Genomic DNA, 15,358 nt, shown 5'->3' with positions numbered 1-15,358 from the left:
CCCCGGCTCCGGACCCGCGCCCAAGACCGGAAAAAGTGGCTACCGGGAACCCCCCTTTAAGAGTTTTTTGGGAAGGAGGGGGTCTGGGGGAGGGAACCTTTTTTTGCAAAAAAAGGTTCCCTCCCCCAGATTCCTTCCCCTCGCGCCCAAAGGAGTTGTCATGACGCGGCAGTATGGGATCATCGGGCATCCGTTGGGGCACACGCTGAGTCCGCTTGTCCATAATTGGGGTTTTTCGCGTTTCGGCATCGACGGGAAGTACGAGGCCTGGGACACGTCGCCCGAGGAATTGGGCGCGTTCATGGCCCGGTTTCGGGAAAGGCCGGTGTCGGGCTTAAGCGTCACCATTCCGCACAAGACGGCGGTGATGGCGTTCGTGGACGTCGTGACGGACCTCGGCCGCGAGGCCGGGGCCGTCAACACGCTCTATTGGCGCGACGGCGTGCTGTGGGCGGAGAACACCGACGTCGAGGGCTTTTGCCGGCCCCTGGTCGAGGCGGGCGTTTCCTGCGACGCGGCGCTTATTCTGGGCAGCGGCGGCGCGGCCCGGGCGGCCGTGGTGGGGCTTAAGCGCCTGGGCGTTCGCCGCATCGCCGTCACCGGCCGCACGCGGGGGAAGGCCGAGGCCCTGGCCGGTGCGTTCGGGCTGGAAGCCGTGAACTGGGAGGCCCGGGCGGAGTTCCCGGCCGGGCTTCTCGTCAACGCCACGCCTACGGGCATGGCCGGTCGCCTCGAGGCGCTTTCCCCCTATCCCGGCGACCGCCTGAGGCCGGGGCAGGTCGTCTTCGACCTCGTCTACAATCCCCGCGTCACCGTGCTTTCGGCCGACGCTGCCAGGGCCGGCGCGGCCGTGGTGTCCGGCCTCGACATGTTCCTCTACCAGGCCGTGGAGCAGTTCCGCTTGTGGACCGGCAGAGTCTTGCCGGTCGAGGAATTGCGGCCGTTGCTCATGGATGCCCTCTACGGAAAAGCCGCTCCCCGGGCTTGACCGGCCTCGGCCGTCTTCGTAGGGCCTTCACGGAAGTCTGAAGTCGGTCGCGATGTGAAGCGGGAAGGCCTGCATGGAGCGATTTGTACAGGCAATCTCCGGTCTTGACGCCAGGACGATGATCCTCATGGCGGCGGTGTTGTATTTCTCGCTGACCATGGTGCTGCTGTACACATATTTCTTCCGCAAGACCTACCCCGGCTTCGCCGCCCTGGCCCTGGGCCAGTTGTCCTGGAGCTGTGGCGTCTGGCTGATCTTCTACAGGGTCGCGGGCGAAGGCGCTTCCCTTGTTATCGGCAACGGCCTGCTGCTCCTGCACGGCGTCTTCTGGTATCACGGCATCGCCAGGTACGGCGGCGTCGGGAACCTGCGCCCACGGGACCTGGTCAACGTCGTCTTGGCCGTCCTGACCGAGGCCCTTGTCGTCTATTACGGCGTGTTCGATCTCGACACCTGCCGACGGGTCGTGGCCGTGTCCGGTTGTTCCTGCGTCGTGTACGGGCGCATGGCCCTGGAGCCGTATCTGGTGCGGCGCTGGAAGACCTATTCCATGCAGAGCGTCTTGTCGGCGATTCTGCTTTTCGTGAGCTGCGCCTTCGGCGTGCGCGCCGTGCAGGCCTGGGCAGCCGTCGATTGTCCGGTCGGCGGGCCGGATCACGTCGTGAAGCTCTTGCTCCTCATGAGCATGTTCCTGTTGTCGCTCTTGACGTTTTGCATCCTGTCCATGACCTCCGGCCGGGTGGAGGCGGAGCTGCGCGACGCCCGGGACGCCTTGCGGCAGCAGGCGGAAACCGATGCCTTGACCGGGCTGTCCAACCGCCGGCATTTCCTGGAGCAGGCCCGGGCCATCCTGGACGGCGTCCGGGAGCAGGGCGGCCGGGCCAGCCTGGTCATGCTGGATCTGGATCACTTCAAGCGGATAAACGACGCCTATGGCCATCAGGCCGGCGACCTGACGCTGCGCGTGGTGGCGGACCGGCTGCGGGAGGCCTTGCGGGAAGGCGACGTCATCGGGCGTCTGGGCGGCGAGGAGTTCGGCGTCCTGCTCCCGGGGCTGGATCGCGACCAGGCCCTGGCCGTGGCCAGGCGGCTGCGGCAGGCCGTGGCCGCGTCGTTGCCCGGCGGTCGCCGCGTCACGGCCAGCCTCGGCGTGGCCGACGGCGAGTTCCATCTGGACGGCCTGCTGGCGAAGGCCGACGAATACCTGTATGCCGCCAAGGAGGCGGGACGCGACCGGATCGCCTGGCACGGCGGCCTGGTCGCGCAAGACGACGCCCTGGAGGCATAGGCATGATGGAGACCCTGCGGAAGATCTTGTCCTTTTTCGAGGCAGTGGGGCAGGTGGCCGCCGTGGTCCTGCTCGTGGCGGTGGTCGTCGGCGTCGTCTGGTTCGCCTGGCTCGGCTGGCAGAGCCGGCGCATGCCCGCCTTGGTTTCGCCCACGGGCGGGCCCCTTCGCGCCGACGGGGACAAGCCCAACTGGGTTTCGTCCACGGCCCGCAAGGCGGACGTGCTGCACCATATCGCCCCGCGCCCGGCGGCGCGAAACCCCATCCCGGCCCTGTCCGACGCCCTGCCGGGGCTTGGCCTCACCGTGGTGGACGCCTCCGAACGCTACCTGCACGCCACGGCCTCCTCGCCCCGCTTCGGCTTCGTGGACGACGTGGAATTCCTCTACGATCCTGCGGCCGGGCTGCTGCACGCCCGTAGCGCCTCGCGCGTGGGCTACAGCGACATCGGCGCGAACCGCCGCCGCCTGGAGATGATTTTCAAGGAAACCGGACTGTAGGAAGGGGGAAGAGGCGAATGCCTCCGGCGGCCAGGAGGGGGTGACCCCCTCCCGGACCTCCCCGGCGGGGGGACTGCGCAGCGTGAAAAAAACGGGGCGCGGCCGGCATATCGCCGGGCGCGCCCCGTTCGGCGTTTCGGGGGCTGGCTAATCCTTGCGGATGGTGATCTGGGAGCCGGCCTGCAGGGCGCTTGGGCTCTTCATGTTGTTCCAGGCCATGAGCGAGGACGGCTCGACGTTGAACTTCTTGGCGATGCCCCAGACGGTCTCGCCCGGGCCGACCTTGTAATTGACGGCCTTGGCCGCCGGCGCGGCGGCGGTCTGCTTGGCGGGCGCGGCCGGCGAGGCGGCCTTGGCCGCGGGCTGGGAAGCGGCGGCCGGAGCCTTGGTCGGGGCAGGCGGTGGGGATTTCTCCGCGAAAAGCCGGTTGGCGGCCGGAGCCGGGGCGGCGGCCAGGGGCTTGGGCGTCTTGTAGTCGGCGGCCGAGCGGGCCGGGGACGGAGCGGCCGGAACCTCGGTCCTGGCCACGGCCTTGCCGGGGATGGTCAGGGTCGCGCCGGCGCGCAGGTCCTTGCCCGAGCGCATGCCGTTGGCGGCCATGAGCGCGTCGGCGCTCACGCCGTACTTGGCCGCGATGCCGGTGACGGACTCGCCTTTCTGGACGCGGTGGCTGCCGCCGGGCGCGGCCTGGGCCTGGGCCTGGACGGGCGCGGCCGGGACCGGGCCGGCCTTGGCCACGGCCTGGGGCGCGCCGCCGGGGATGACGATCCAGGAGCCGAGCGTCAGGCGGCGCTCGGTCTTCATGCCGTTGGCGGCCATGAGTTCCTTGGTGGAAACGCCGTATTTCTTGGCGATGCTGCCCATGGACTCGCCCTTGTTGACCCGGTGGCGCTGCGGCTTGGACGCGGCGGCCAGGGGCTTGGGCGCGCAGGCGTCCGGGCCCTCGGCCAGGGCGGTGTTGTCCACGCCCGAGGCGCTCAGGGCCACGCGCACGGTCTGTCCGGGCGGCAGATCCTCGGGCAGGGAGGCGTTCAGCTGCCGCAGCTCGGCCACGGGCATGCCGGCGCGCCGCGCGATGGCCCACCAGGTGTCGCCGGACTGGGCCGTGACGGTCTGCACTCCGCCGGCGGGGTAGTTGCCGGGGTTTTTCAGGAAGGCCAGCACGACCTGTTCCTTGGCCACGGGCACGTACACGTTGACCGTGGCGTCGGGCGGGCTCACCTGGCGGCGAAAGCCCGGGTTGTATTCGCGGAACTGCTCCCAGCCCATGTCGCAGGCCTGGGCCAGGGCCAGCAGGTCCGTGCCGCCCGGGACCGGAACCTCCTTGAGGTTGGGGCCGGCCTGCCAGTTGATCTTCCTGAACCCCAGGCTGTCGAGGTTCTGGAAGATCTTGAGCACGGCCAGGAACTTGGGCACGTAGTGGCGGGTCTCCTCCTTGAGGAGCTTGGGGTCCTTGGCGATGTCGAAGAAGTCGCACTGGCCGCTGGCGGCCATGACCCGGGAGATCTTGCCCTCGCCGGCGTTGTAGGCGGCCAGGGCCAGATTCCAGTCGCCGAACATCTGGTAGAGCTTGGTCAGGTACTTGGCCGCGGCCACGGTGGATTTGTAGGGGTCGCGGCGCTCGTCCACCCACCAGTCCACGGTCAGCCCGAAGCGCCGGCCGGTGTAGGGCATGAACTGCCACATGCCGCCCGCGCCCACGGGCGAATAGGCCATGGTGCTGTAGCCCGACTCGATGAAAGGCAGCACGATGAGGTCCGGCGGCAGGTTGTAGCTGGCCAGCACGGCCCGGACGTAGGGCAGGTGCGGCTCGGCCCGTTGCAGCCACTTCTCCATGGTGCCTTTCTTGTCCATGGAAAAGTATTGCAGGAACATCTGCACTTCCTCGTTGTCGGCCACATCCAGGTTGAACTGGATGGCTCCGCGCGAGGCCAGCGCCTTCTTCTCCTGCTCGGTCAGCGGGCGGCCGCGCTTGAGGTCCTTGAGGATCTGGCTGGTGTCCCAGACCTCGGGCTCGAGGTTGGCCTTCATGTCGGTGTTTTTGTCGTATTTGTTGCCGGCGCAGCCGGCCAGGGCCAGCAGGAGGGGCAGGACGATGCACAGGATGTATCGGGCCATGCGGGGTCTCCGGGAAGGAAAACGGCAACCGGCCGCCGGTCGGAGGGCGCGCCGAAGTGTTGCCGCAGAGAGTCGTAACTATCGTAATATTTTGATAATTACCGCTTTGTTAGTCCAAAGCGTTCGCAAATGCAAGGGAAAAAAAGACTTGTCGTCGCGCACGCTTTGCGCCAACAAGGGGCATGTCTGCCCATGACCGTTCCCGCCGGCCGCCGGCCGCGGCGCGCCCGCCCAGGCCCGCCCCGCCGGCCGTCGCGTCCCCTGCGTCCGCTCCCGTTCCCGAGGATCTGCTGCCCGGCCGCAAGCCCGTGCGCGAACTCCTGGAGGCCCAGCCCGCCACCGTGGACGACGTGCTGCTGCGCCAGGGCCTGCGCGGCGCGGACATCGACGCCATCGTCGCCTCCTGCCGCCAGGCCAAGGTGCGCTTCCGCTTCGTGCCCGCCGCCGACCTGGACCGCATCTATCCCGGCAACCATCAAGGCGTGCTGGCCCGGCTCGCCGCCGGCGAGTTCGTGGACGTGTCCGACGTGCTGGACGCGGCCCGGGCCGCGCCCCTGCCCGTGGCCCTGGCCCTGGACCGGGTGCAGGACCCGGGCAACGTCGGGACGCTGGCCCGCACGCTCTACGCCCTGGGCGGCGGCGGCCTCATCCTGCCGCGTCACGAGGGGGCCAGGCTCGGCCCCGGCGCAGCCAAGGCGGCGGCCGGCACGCTCTCGCGCCTGGCCGTGGCCAAGGCGGCCAATCTGTCCCGGGCCCTGGACGAAGCGCTCGACGCCGGGTTCACGGTCATCGGCGCGGCCGGCGAGGAGGGGGCGCAAAACGTGTTTTCCTTCACCCCCGCCTTCCCGCTGATGCTGGTGCTCGGCAACGAGGAGGAGGGGTTGCGGCCCGGCATCCGCAAGCGCTGCCAGGTCCTTTGCCGTATTCCCCAGGCCAGGCCGCTCGATTCCATGAACGTGGCCCAGGCCGGAGCCATCATCCTGGGGCGGCTGGCCGCCCTGGCCTTTCCGGCGGACTGATTCCCGGGAGCGCTACGGCGGGCCGGCGTCCTGGCCCAGGCAGTCGGCGAAGCTCGCCCGACGCAGGCGCTTGACGGTCCAGGGCGCTTCCCAGGCTGGCGGCGCGCAAAAGGCCGCGTCGGTGAGCGTCACCCGCCAGGCGTGCAGGAGCAGGGGCGGCGCGCCGCCGCCGTATTTGGGGTCGCCCACGATGGGGTGGCCGCGCGCGGCGAGCTGGGCGCGTATCTGCTGGGTGCGGCCCGTTTCCAGGCGTACTTCGAGGAGGCTGGCCGTGGGCATGTGGCCGAGCAGCCGCGCCTTGCACACGGCCTCCTTGCCGTCCTCCCCGGCCTCCACCCGCTCCCGTCCCGGACCGCCCTGCTTGGACAGCCTGTCGCGCAGCGTGACCCATTCGTTGACCTCGCCGAGGAGCCAGCGGCCCCAGACCCAGGCGAGGTAGTCCTTCCGCGCCTCGCCGGCGAGCATTTCGTCGTGGATGCGCCGCAGCATGCGGTAGCTTTTGGCAACGAGCAGCACGCCCGTGGTGTCGCGGTCCAGGCGGTGGGCCGGGGTGGGGCGGAAGGGTGCGTCGCGGCTGCGGGCGTGGAGGATGGTGGTGAGCGCCGTGGCGTGGCCCGAACCCGGGTGCACGGGCAGGCCGGCCGGCTTGACCACCACCAGGAGGTCCGCGTCCTCGTGGAGGATATCCAGGACCGGTGCGGCATGGGTCTGCGCCTTGGCCGGCGCTGCCGACCGGAGCGTCCGGGGCTGCCGGCGGGCGTCCCGGGGCACGGCCGCGAGCGGCGCGGCCGTCGGGGCGCTTGGGGCCTCGCCGGGCTCGTAGGGCGGCACGCGCACCTTCTGGCCCTGCTCGATGCGGTCGAAGGGCCTGGCGCGCCGGCCGTCCAGGCGCACCTGGCCGGTGCGGATGAAGCGTTGCAGGGCGGCTTGGGGCACCGCGCCGCCAAGGCGGCGCACGAGGTACTGCAGGAGTTTTTGGCCGGCTTCGGCCTCGCTGACGACGAACGTCTGAACCGGGGTCTTCATGGGGCTCCGAAGGCGTCGCTACGCGAGGCGGGTGCGTAAGCCGCGTTGCCGGCGCGGGACATCGCCCACCCCTTGGAGTTTTTCGGGAGGGGAGCGCAAGGGGAACCCCTTTTTGCAAAAAGGGATTCCCCTCGCATCTTATCTAGCGCCATGCCTTGGATAGCGGCACATAAGAATGATAAGTCATTATCTTAAAAAATACTGACGTATTTTTTAAGTATGCAATGCTATGGCGCCAGCTTGTAGCGGCCGGAATCGACGATGAGCATGATCATGGAATCCCCGTGCAGACCGTTGTGGTCCTGGGAGGAGGTCGTGTAGACGCCGGAGACGCCGACCACGTTCTGGAGTTTTTCCAGCGCCGCACGCAGGGCCTCGGGATCGGCCTTGCCGGCCTTCTCCAGGCCGGCGCGCAGAAGGGCCAGGGCGTCGTAGGCGTAGCCCGAGTGGGTGTTGAGCGGGAACTTCTCCTGGATGCCGGCGTCCTTGTAGGCCTTGATGAAGGATTCGATGACGATTTTCTGCGGGTCCTCGTCGGGCAGGGATTCCGGGGCCATGAGCTTGGTGCCGGGCATGATGGTGCCGCCGGCGGCCTCGCCGGCCAGTTCCAGGTAGCTGGGGCCGGGTTGGCCGTGGCTTTGCACGAGCAGGGGGCGCTCGCCGGGCAGGGCGGCGAAGTTTTTCGCGGCGATGGCTCCGGCCGGGCCGATGGTCCAGACGATCACGGCCTGCGGCTTGGCGGCCTGCAGCTTGAAGGCCTGGGCCGAGAAGTCGGTGCCCTTGGGGTCGAAGCTCTCCTCGGCGAGGATCTCCACGCCGAACTTGCCGGCGTTGGCCTTGAGCTCGGCCAGGCCGTCCTGGCCGAAGGCGTCCTTGGAGCTCATGACCGCGATCTTGGAGATGTTCTTGCCCTTGAGGTACTCGTAGATCTTGTCCACGGCCGTGGCCGTGCGCTGGGGAGCCTTGAAGGTCCAGTCGAAGGGGCCGAACTTGCCGCCGGCGATGATGGCGTCGCCGCCCACGGTCATGATGGCCGGCACCTTCTTCTCCTCGGTGTACTTCTTGACGGCCAGGCCTTCGCCCGTGGAGGTGGGGCCGATGATGGCCAGCACCTTGTCGCCTTCGACGAGCTGGCGGGCCTGGCGCAGGGCCACGTCGGGCGAGGATTCGGTGTCGTAGCTGATGAGCTTGACCGGGCGGCCGAGGATGCCGCCGGTGGCGTTGAGCTGGGCGACGGTCATTTCGGCCACGAGCTTGCTCGGGGTGCCGACCACGGCGGCCGGGCCGGACTGGGCGAAGAGCCCGCCGATGACGATGGGGTCGCCCTCGGGCGCGGCGGCGGCGAAGGCTGCCGCGGGCAAAAGCAGCGCGGCGAGAAGGATCAGGATCTTGGCCATGGGGGGAAGCCTCCGGAGCGTGGTGATCGCCATCAGGCGACGCGGATTTTGTACCGCAACCGGAGGCGTTGTAAATCATTTTCGCAAGGCGGCGGAGGCGGGCGGACGCGGCCTAGCGGCGCACCCGCCAATAGCCCGCGAGCAGCGCCGCGCCGAGCAGCAGCCCGTTGACCAGGGTGCGGGCCTCGCCCAGGAACTGGAGCCAGCCCATGGCCGTTTCCAGCACAAGCGCCGCCAGGATGGGGCGCAGGAGGTTGCCCGGGCCGCCGATGACCAGGAAGAGCAGGGCCTTGAGCGAGAGTTCCAGACTGAACTGCTCGGGGCTGATGAACCCGGTGTAGTGGCCGTGGACCACGCCGGCCGCGGCCGAGAGCCCGCCGCCCAGGCCGAAGGAGACGGCCCGCACCGCCGGGCGGTCGATGCCGAGGCTCGAAGCGGCGTGCCGGTCGTCGCGGCAGGCGGCCAGGGCCCGGCCCAGGCGGCTGTCGCGAAGGGCCAGGAAGATGTAGGACCCCAGGGCCAGAAGCAGCAGGAAAAGAAAGAAGGTGAGGCGGTCGCCGCCCAGTTCGCCGACGCCGGGCAGGGCCAGCCGGCGCTCCACCATGAGCCCGGCCGCGCCGCCCGTGACCCCTTCCAGGGTCAGGGCCACGTTGACGCACACGAGCGACACGCACAGCGTGGCCATGGCCAGGAAACCCTCGCCGAGGCGCTCCATGGGCCGGCTGACCAGGGCCGCCAGCAGGCCGACGCCGAGGACCACGGTCGGGACGATGACCAGGGTCGCGCCCGGAAACCGGGCGTGGAGCAGCACCGAGGCGTAGGCCCCCATGCCGGCGAAGGCGGCCTGGGCCAGGGAGATCTGGCCGCCGAGGCCCAGGCAGAAATTGAGCGCCAGGACGTTGGCGGCCAGGAACATGTGCTGGTTGACGCCGATGAGCCGGTGGGCGGGCGTGACGAGGCCCACCGCCGTCATGGCGGCGAAGAAAAGGGCCAGGGAGGCTTTGCGGGACAGGGAAAAGGAGGCCATGTCAGGGCCGCTCGGCTTCGCTCTCGGCCGGCGCGGCCACGAGCAGGACGATGATGAGCGCGTAGGTGGCGGTCTCCTTGAGTTCGCCGGAAAGAAAGAGCACCAGCGCCGCCTCGCACAGCCCAAGGGCCAGTCCGCCCAGGAAGACGCGGGGAAGCGACGTGTAGCCGCCGATGGTGGCCGCGGCGAAGCCCTTGAGCCCGAGCCCCAGGCCCATGTCGTAGCGCAGCCCGGTCTGCGGCCCCACGGCCAGGGCGGCCAGGGAGGCCAGCGCCCCGGCCAGGGCGAAGGACAGGGCATGGCACAGCACCGGGTCGATGCCCATGAGCCTGGCGGCCACGGCGTTTTGCGAGGTGGCCCGAAGGGCCCGGCCCAGGCGGGAATACTTGAGGAACACGCCGAGCACGGCCATGGCGCAAAAGGCCAGGGCCAGGGCGGTGACGGTGTCGCGGCCGAAGAAAAGCGGCCCCAGGCGGAGGTCCGGCAGGGGCAGGAGGCGCGGCGGCATGAGCGGGTTCTTGCCCCAGGCCAGGATGGCGACGCCCTGGAAGACGAGGCTCGCGGCCACGGTGAGCATGAGCTGGCGCAGGGGCGAGGCGCGAAGGGTGAGCCCGAGGGTGGTGGCGAAAAGCGCCCGGCCCAGGAGAAAGCCGGCCAGGGCGGCGGCGGCGACGGCGACCAGGGGCGAGAGGCGCATGACCCCGGCCAGGGTGGCGATGCCGAGGCCGCCCAGGAGCAGGAGCTCGCCCTGGGCGAAGTTGATGAGACGGCTGGCGCAGTAGATCAGGGAAAAGCCCAGGGCCATGAGGCCGTAGACGGCGCCGAGGGCAAGTCCGGAGTTGACGATCTGGGCCAGGTACAGGGCAAGCAAGGCGACCTCGATTGGCCTTGGCGTTTTGGCAAAAAAAACGGGGGAACCGCCGCGCGATGCGGTTCCCCCGTGGGGATCGGGTCAGGCGCAGCGGATCATTCCGCGTCGATGCCGAACTCGCCGGGCTGGCCCATGCTCGTGGTGTCGAGCTTGTAGGCGAGCACGATGGTGCGGCGGGCGTAGACGCCCACGGCCCCGGGCCAGGTGTTGAGGCACACCACCAGTTCCTTGTGGCCGTCGTTGTCGATGTCGGCCAGGGCGTAGCCGGTGACGGTGCCCTTGATGCGCCGGGTCTTCCACAGGAGGTTCATGCCCACGCCGTCCCAGTACAGGGCGTGGATTTCACCCTGGGAGAAGGTGCGGAAGGTCTCGAAGAACTGGGCGGCCAGGGAGATGTTCTTGCTGACGAGCACCTCGTAGCGCTCGTCCTTGTCCAGGTTGGCCACGAGCATGGGCAGCGGGATGTAGTAGTAGGTCCAGAGGTGGTCGGTCTTGGGCTTTTCCATGGGGGCCATGAGCGGGTCGAACTCGAGGCCGATGGCCGAGCCGCAGTATTCCTCCTCGGTGGCGGCCACGCGCTCGCCCTTGGCCGTGTAGACCACGATGTGGTCGCGGTCGTCGTTGAGGAGGACCTTGTAGCCGCTCTTCTCGGGCAGGTAGGCGAAGTTGACCGGGTTGGCCTTGGTGGGCAGGTTCAGCTTGGTGGACCGCATGGGCTGGCCGCCGGAGAAGATGACGTTGTGCACGCCCTGGGCGAACAGCTCCTTGGGGTCGCCCTTGGAGCCCACCAGCTGGCGGGTGTAGTCGGGCGGCACGGTGGCCACGTTCATGTAGAGCTTGACGTCCTTGTAGAGCTCTTTCAGCTGGTTGCCTTCAAGCGACAGGACGAAGGAGCGGGGCTCCTTGAAGTAGCTGGCGGAGACGATGATCTCGGCCTTGCCGTCGCCGTTGATGTCCAGCGTGCTGACCTTGAGGAGCTTGAGGTTCGGCGACACGGGGTAGCGCGCCAGGGGCATCAGCTGGCGGTCCTTGTAGGCAAAGACCTCGATGGAGTCCTTGGCCATGATGACGACTTCGTTCTTGCCGTCGCCGTTGAGGTCGTCGATGGCGATGCCGCTGGAGACGATGGGCATGGACTGGCTGCGCCACACGCCCGGGGTGTCGGAAGGGCCGGCGTAGCGGAAGCTCGGGTTGAGGTAGGCCTTCTGGTTCTCGCTGGTCTGGTTGACCACGAAATCCGGATTCATCTGGTTGATGGTCTGGCCGCCGGCGGCCTGGCCGGAACCCGAGGCCGGACGCTGGAATATCTCGTTGTTGAGGGACTGGGCGGCCCGCTCCATGGCCGGGATGAGGTCGGCCAGCTTGGCGGTGAAGTTTTTCGGCCATTTCTTGCCGTCGCGGCCGAGCACCGTGATGTCCACGCTGGCCTGCTCGCCGGACACGGTGACCGAGCCGTAGGCCAGGAAGTCCGCGCCGATGTCGGAGAGGGCCTTTTTCGCCTCGGCGTCCGAGGCCGGGGCCTTGGCCAGCCGGCCCGTCACCTTGGCCTTGTCCACCGGGGCCAAGTGGCCCGGCCAGTTCATGCGCGACTCGAGCATGCTCTGGGCGCCTTGGCTCAGGTACTGGTATTTCTCGGGGCCGTGCACGGTGAAGGGGGCCACGGCGTAGGTCTTGGCGTCGGCGGCGAGCGCCGTGGACGACAGGCACAGCAAGGCCGCGACCAGAAGGACGAGGCGACGGAAAAGCGTCATAGGGAATTCCTCCGGGTCCCAACGGGGACCGATTTGTCCGGGGACGCGGCCAGGGCCAGGGGCCGGGCAGCCGCGCGCCCTGCATTACTATCAAAGCCGAGGCCCTTGCAAGGGCGGTTTTGCCCCCTTGCCGCCGTGCAATGCCTTTCGCCTCCCCGGTTTGTTGCCGTGTGGTCGCACGGCCGGGCCGGCGGTTACGTCGGGAACGCCGGATGGTAATGTCACGGAAACGTCGTTCGCCGGCCCTTGTCAGGAACGCCCGACGAGGCTAAAGGCTTGGCCGCTTCCCGCATGGAGTGGCCCGATGCCGCGTTTTTCGTTTTTCGTATTTCTCGTTCTTGCAAGCCTTGTCCCCCTGGCGCTTCCCGGCCCCGACGCCCGCGCCGCCGACGCGCCGCAAACCGTGACGGTGGACGCCGCCAAGACGGTGCGGCCGACCAGCCGGGAGCTGCTTGGCATCAACGTCAACTACCTCATGGACGCCGACGGCAACCGTCGTCCCGGGGCGCGCAAGCTCGCCCGGGCCGTGCTCGACCTCGGCGTCGGCACGCTGCGCTATCCCGGCGGCGAAAAATCCGACGGCATGCTCTGGGCCGCGCCGCCGTTCATGCGGCCGAGCCCGACGCTCGCGCGCCTGGGGCCGGACGAATGGCCCTCCAACGACTCCCGCGTGTTCGACCTGTCCCGCAAGCGCTTCTCGCGCCGGCCCATGGACATCGACGCCTTCATGCGGCTTTGCCGCAGCACCGGGGCCGAACCGGTCATCGTGGTGGCCTACGATTCCATGTACAAGCCCGGCACGCCGGGCGAGACCGTGCCGGACATGGCCGAGCTGCTCGAAAACGCCGTCTCCCTGGTGCGCTACGCCAACATCACCCGCGGCTACGGCATCAAATACTGGGAGATCGGCAACGAATCCTATTTCTACGTCTACAACGGCGGGGCCCGGGCGGCGGACTACGCCCGGGACTTTCCGATCTTCGCCGCGGCCATGAAGGGCGTTGACCCGTCCATCAAGGTCGGGGCGGGCGGCCCGGTGGGGGCCGACGACGTGGGGGCGCTCGACAACTTGAGCGGCGACGCCACGCCCTGGTGGCGGGAGGTCTTCGGCAAGGCGGCCGGCAGCATCGACTTCGTCTCGGTTCACGAATATCCGTGCTACGCCTGGTACGGCTACGACTATTACCGGGAAAACCCGGTGCGCATGCTCGGGGTCTCGGAGATCGACAAGGCCGCCCGCAAGTACGGCCCGCCGGGGCTGGCCGAGCGGCTGCGCTATCTGCTCACGGAAATCAATTCCGCCGACTGGTACGCCCATCCGCAAAACCTGGGCTGGAAGCACGAGAACACCCTGGGCCACGCCCTGGTGCTCTTCGACATGCTCGGCCAGGCCATAAGCGACCCCCGGGTGGTCACGGCGCAGATCTGGGCCACGCGCTGGCTGCACAACGACGACAAGCCCGAGCTCTGGGACGCCCTGGACGGCAGGAACACGCCCCTGCCCACGGGTATGGCCGTCAAGCTCCTGGCCGAAGGCCTCGGCGACCGGATCGTGGCCAGCGCCGACGCGCCGGGGGTGCGGGCCGTGGCCGCGCGCGACGACCGCCAGGGCCGGCTCACGGTCTACCTCATCAACAAGGACGCGGCCCGGGACGTGGCCGTGCGCATCGAGGGCGGCCGGACCGGGGCCGAGGCGGCGCGCCGGGTATGGCGCGGCACGGGGCCCGACGACCCCCGGCCGGTCCTGTCCCGGGAAGCCGTCGTGACGGTGACCGGCGGCCTGGCGCAACTGCGCCTGCCGGCCGAATCCCTGACCATCCTCACCGTGCCCATGGCCAAGCCCGCGATCTTCGCCGCCAAGAAAATCCCGTCCCAGCCCGGCCCGCGCCGCCCGGGCTAACCCTCCCCCATCGGGGAGGTCCAGGAGGGGGTCACCCCCTCCTGGCCGCCGGAGGCCTCCCCCTCTCTTCCCTCTTCCCGCGCAACAGCGCCGCTCCGGCCAGGGCCGTGAGCGGCGCGGCCGTGACCAGCCCCAGGCTGCCGATCAGGGTGTTGGCGATCTCGGCGGCCACGTGGGGCATGGTGGCGACGTTTATAAGCGGCACGCCTTGCGCCATGACCACCATGAGCAGGGCCAGGCTGCCGCCGCAGTAGGCCAGAAGGAGCGTGGTGGCCATGGTGCCGACCACGACGCGGCCCACGCGAAATCCCGACAGGCAAAGCCCCCAGGTCCCGATGCCCGGGTGGTGGGCCGCCACCTCGGCCTGGCTCGCGGCCACGTCCATGGCCACGTCCATGATGGCGCCGCTCGCGCCCAGGCAAATGGCGGCCAGGAACATGCCGCCGAGGTCCAGGTGGGCGTAGCCCGTATAGAGCAGGGTCTCGGCGAAGGGCTTGACCGCGCCGGGCAGGGCGAAGCCCGGGGCCGTGGCCAGGGAGAGCAGGCAGGTCGCGGCCACGCCGCCCACGGACCCGAGGTAGGCGGCCAGGGCCCGGCGGTTGAGCCCGCCGACCAGAAAGACGACGGCGGCCATGAGCGCGGCCAGGACGGCCAGGGTCACGAGCATGGGGTCGCGGCCGGCCAGGAATTGCGGCACCAAGACCTTCCACAGCAACAGGGCGGCGAAGAGAAACGACAGCATGGCCTTGACCCCGGTCCAGCCGGCGTAGGCGACAAGCGCCAGGGCGAAAAGCCCGAGCAGCGCCCCCTGGAGGGTGAGCCGCCAGTGGTCCTGGGCCACGGCCGAGACGATCTCGCCGTCGCGCAGCGAAAGGACGAGCAGGGCGAGGTCGCCTGGGGCGAAGACCTTGTCCAGCTCGAGCTTGCCGAGCAGGATGTTGTCCGCGACGATGCGCCTGCCGGCAAAGGGGCCGGAAAGCGGCTCCAGGGTCACGCGCTGCTCGCCCTCGCGCACGATGCCGTACTGGTGCACGTGCCCGTCGTCCACGGCCAGCACCCTGGCCTGCACCTGCACCGCGTCCGGGGGCAGGCGGTCCTCGAAGCCCGTGGGCCAGTGCCAGAGCGCCAGGCAGCACACGGCCACGGCCAGGGCGAACACGGCGTCGCGGCGCGCCCGGAGGCGACGCGGCCAGGGACAAGCATCCCCTTGCATCGATTCCACTCCCCAAACGGATCGTGGGGCCGGCCGCGCCTTCCGCGACCAACCCCACATCAAGTACTTTCCCCGGACGGGGAGGTCCAGGAGGGGGTCACCCCCTCCTGGCCGCCGGAGGCGTCTCCCCCATCCTAATTACTGGCCACGGCCGTTTGGCCGACCACGGCCATGAGCCTTGTGGCCAGGTCGGTGTTGTCGTAGTAGCCGGCGAAGGCCTGCGCTCCCGGCCCCATGGCCGAGCTGACCACGGGCACGCC

At 69.3% G+C, this 15,358-nt stretch carries 12 protein-coding genes; 5 read left to right on the top strand and 7 right to left on the bottom strand.

The window, feature by feature from the left end; all coding sequences use genetic code 11:
* Positions 1 to 160: 160 nt before the first annotated feature.
* From aroE to Q1K70_RS07995, 3 genes are all read left to right on the top strand, one after another.
* A complete protein-coding gene (gene aroE / locus Q1K70_RS08005) occupies positions 161 to 988 on the top strand; it encodes a shikimate dehydrogenase (protein WP_300157647.1) in 828 nt (275 codons plus the stop codon).
* Positions 989 to 1,061: 73 nt separating this feature from the next.
* Positions 1,062 to 2,276 carry a GGDEF domain-containing protein gene (locus Q1K70_RS08000; protein ID WP_300157645.1) on the top strand — a complete coding sequence of 405 codons (1,215 nt, stop codon included), beginning with the start codon at positions 1,062 to 1,064 and terminating at the stop codon, positions 2,274 to 2,276.
* Positions 2,277 to 2,278: 2 nt separating this feature from the next.
* On the top strand, positions 2,279 to 2,776 hold the full coding sequence (locus tag Q1K70_RS07995) for a DUF1499 domain-containing protein (protein ID WP_300157643.1): 498 nt from the start codon (positions 2,279 to 2,281) through the stop codon (positions 2,774 to 2,776).
* 147 nt (positions 2,777 to 2,923) lie between these two features.
* On the opposite strand, the gene Q1K70_RS07990 is transcribed toward Q1K70_RS07995, so the two are convergent.
* Entirely contained in the window at positions 2,924 to 4,894 is a 1,971-nt protein-coding gene (locus Q1K70_RS07990) for a LysM peptidoglycan-binding domain-containing protein (protein ID WP_300157641.1), read from the bottom strand.
* Positions 4,895 to 5,076: 182 nt separating this feature from the next.
* Here Q1K70_RS07990 and Q1K70_RS07985 point away from each other — a divergent pair, with 182 nt between their 5' ends.
* Positions 5,077 to 5,913 carry an RNA methyltransferase gene (locus tag Q1K70_RS07985; protein WP_300157639.1) on the top strand — a complete coding sequence of 279 codons (837 nt, stop codon included), beginning with the start codon at positions 5,077 to 5,079 and terminating at the stop codon, positions 5,911 to 5,913.
* Positions 5,914 to 5,925: 12 nt separating this feature from the next.
* Here the strand turns inward: Q1K70_RS07985 and Q1K70_RS07980 are convergent, their stop codons facing one another.
* From Q1K70_RS07980 to Q1K70_RS07960, 5 genes are all read right to left on the bottom strand, one after another.
* Complete coding sequence (locus Q1K70_RS07980) at positions 5,926 to 6,939, bottom strand: RluA family pseudouridine synthase (RefSeq protein WP_300157637.1); 1,014 nt, start codon at positions 6,937 to 6,939, stop codon at positions 5,926 to 5,928.
* A gap of 227 nt (positions 6,940 to 7,166) precedes the next feature.
* The gene (locus Q1K70_RS07975) at positions 7,167 to 8,336 is read right to left on the bottom strand and encodes an ABC transporter substrate-binding protein (protein WP_300157635.1); all 1,170 of its coding nucleotides are present in this window, start codon (positions 8,334 to 8,336) and stop codon (positions 7,167 to 7,169) included.
* 112 nt (positions 8,337 to 8,448) lie between these two features.
* The gene (locus Q1K70_RS07970) at positions 8,449 to 9,363 is read right to left on the bottom strand and encodes a branched-chain amino acid ABC transporter permease (protein ID WP_300157633.1); all 915 of its coding nucleotides are present in this window, start codon (positions 9,361 to 9,363) and stop codon (positions 8,449 to 8,451) included.
* Between the two features lies 1 nt (position 9,364).
* Positions 9,365 to 10,234 carry a branched-chain amino acid ABC transporter permease gene (locus tag Q1K70_RS07965; protein WP_300157631.1) on the bottom strand — a complete coding sequence of 290 codons (870 nt, stop codon included), beginning with the start codon at positions 10,232 to 10,234 and terminating at the stop codon, positions 9,365 to 9,367.
* 95 nt (positions 10,235 to 10,329) lie between these two features.
* Complete coding sequence (locus tag Q1K70_RS07960) at positions 10,330 to 11,985, bottom strand: VCBS repeat-containing protein (protein WP_300157629.1); 1,656 nt, start codon at positions 11,983 to 11,985, stop codon at positions 10,330 to 10,332.
* Positions 11,986 to 12,289: 304 nt separating this feature from the next.
* Here Q1K70_RS07960 and Q1K70_RS07955 point away from each other — a divergent pair, with 304 nt between their 5' ends.
* A complete protein-coding gene (locus Q1K70_RS07955; protein ID WP_300157627.1) occupies positions 12,290 to 13,885 on the top strand; it encodes an alpha-L-arabinofuranosidase in 1,596 nt (531 codons plus the stop codon).
* 31 nt (positions 13,886 to 13,916) lie between these two features.
* Here Q1K70_RS07955 and Q1K70_RS07950 read toward each other — a convergent pair whose 3' ends face one another.
* The gene (locus Q1K70_RS07950; RefSeq protein WP_300157626.1) at positions 13,917 to 15,098 is read right to left on the bottom strand and encodes a YibE/F family protein; all 1,182 of its coding nucleotides are present in this window, start codon (positions 15,096 to 15,098) and stop codon (positions 13,917 to 13,919) included.
* Positions 15,099 to 15,358: the final 260 nt, after the last annotated feature.

The sequence above is a fragment of the Solidesulfovibrio sp. genome (assembly GCF_029978005.1).
Lineage (GTDB): Bacteria > Desulfobacterota > Desulfovibrionia > Desulfovibrionales > Desulfovibrionaceae > Solidesulfovibrio.
The sequence above is the reverse complement of the archived record's forward strand: the minus strand, read 5'-3'. Positions and strand labels throughout refer to the sequence as shown.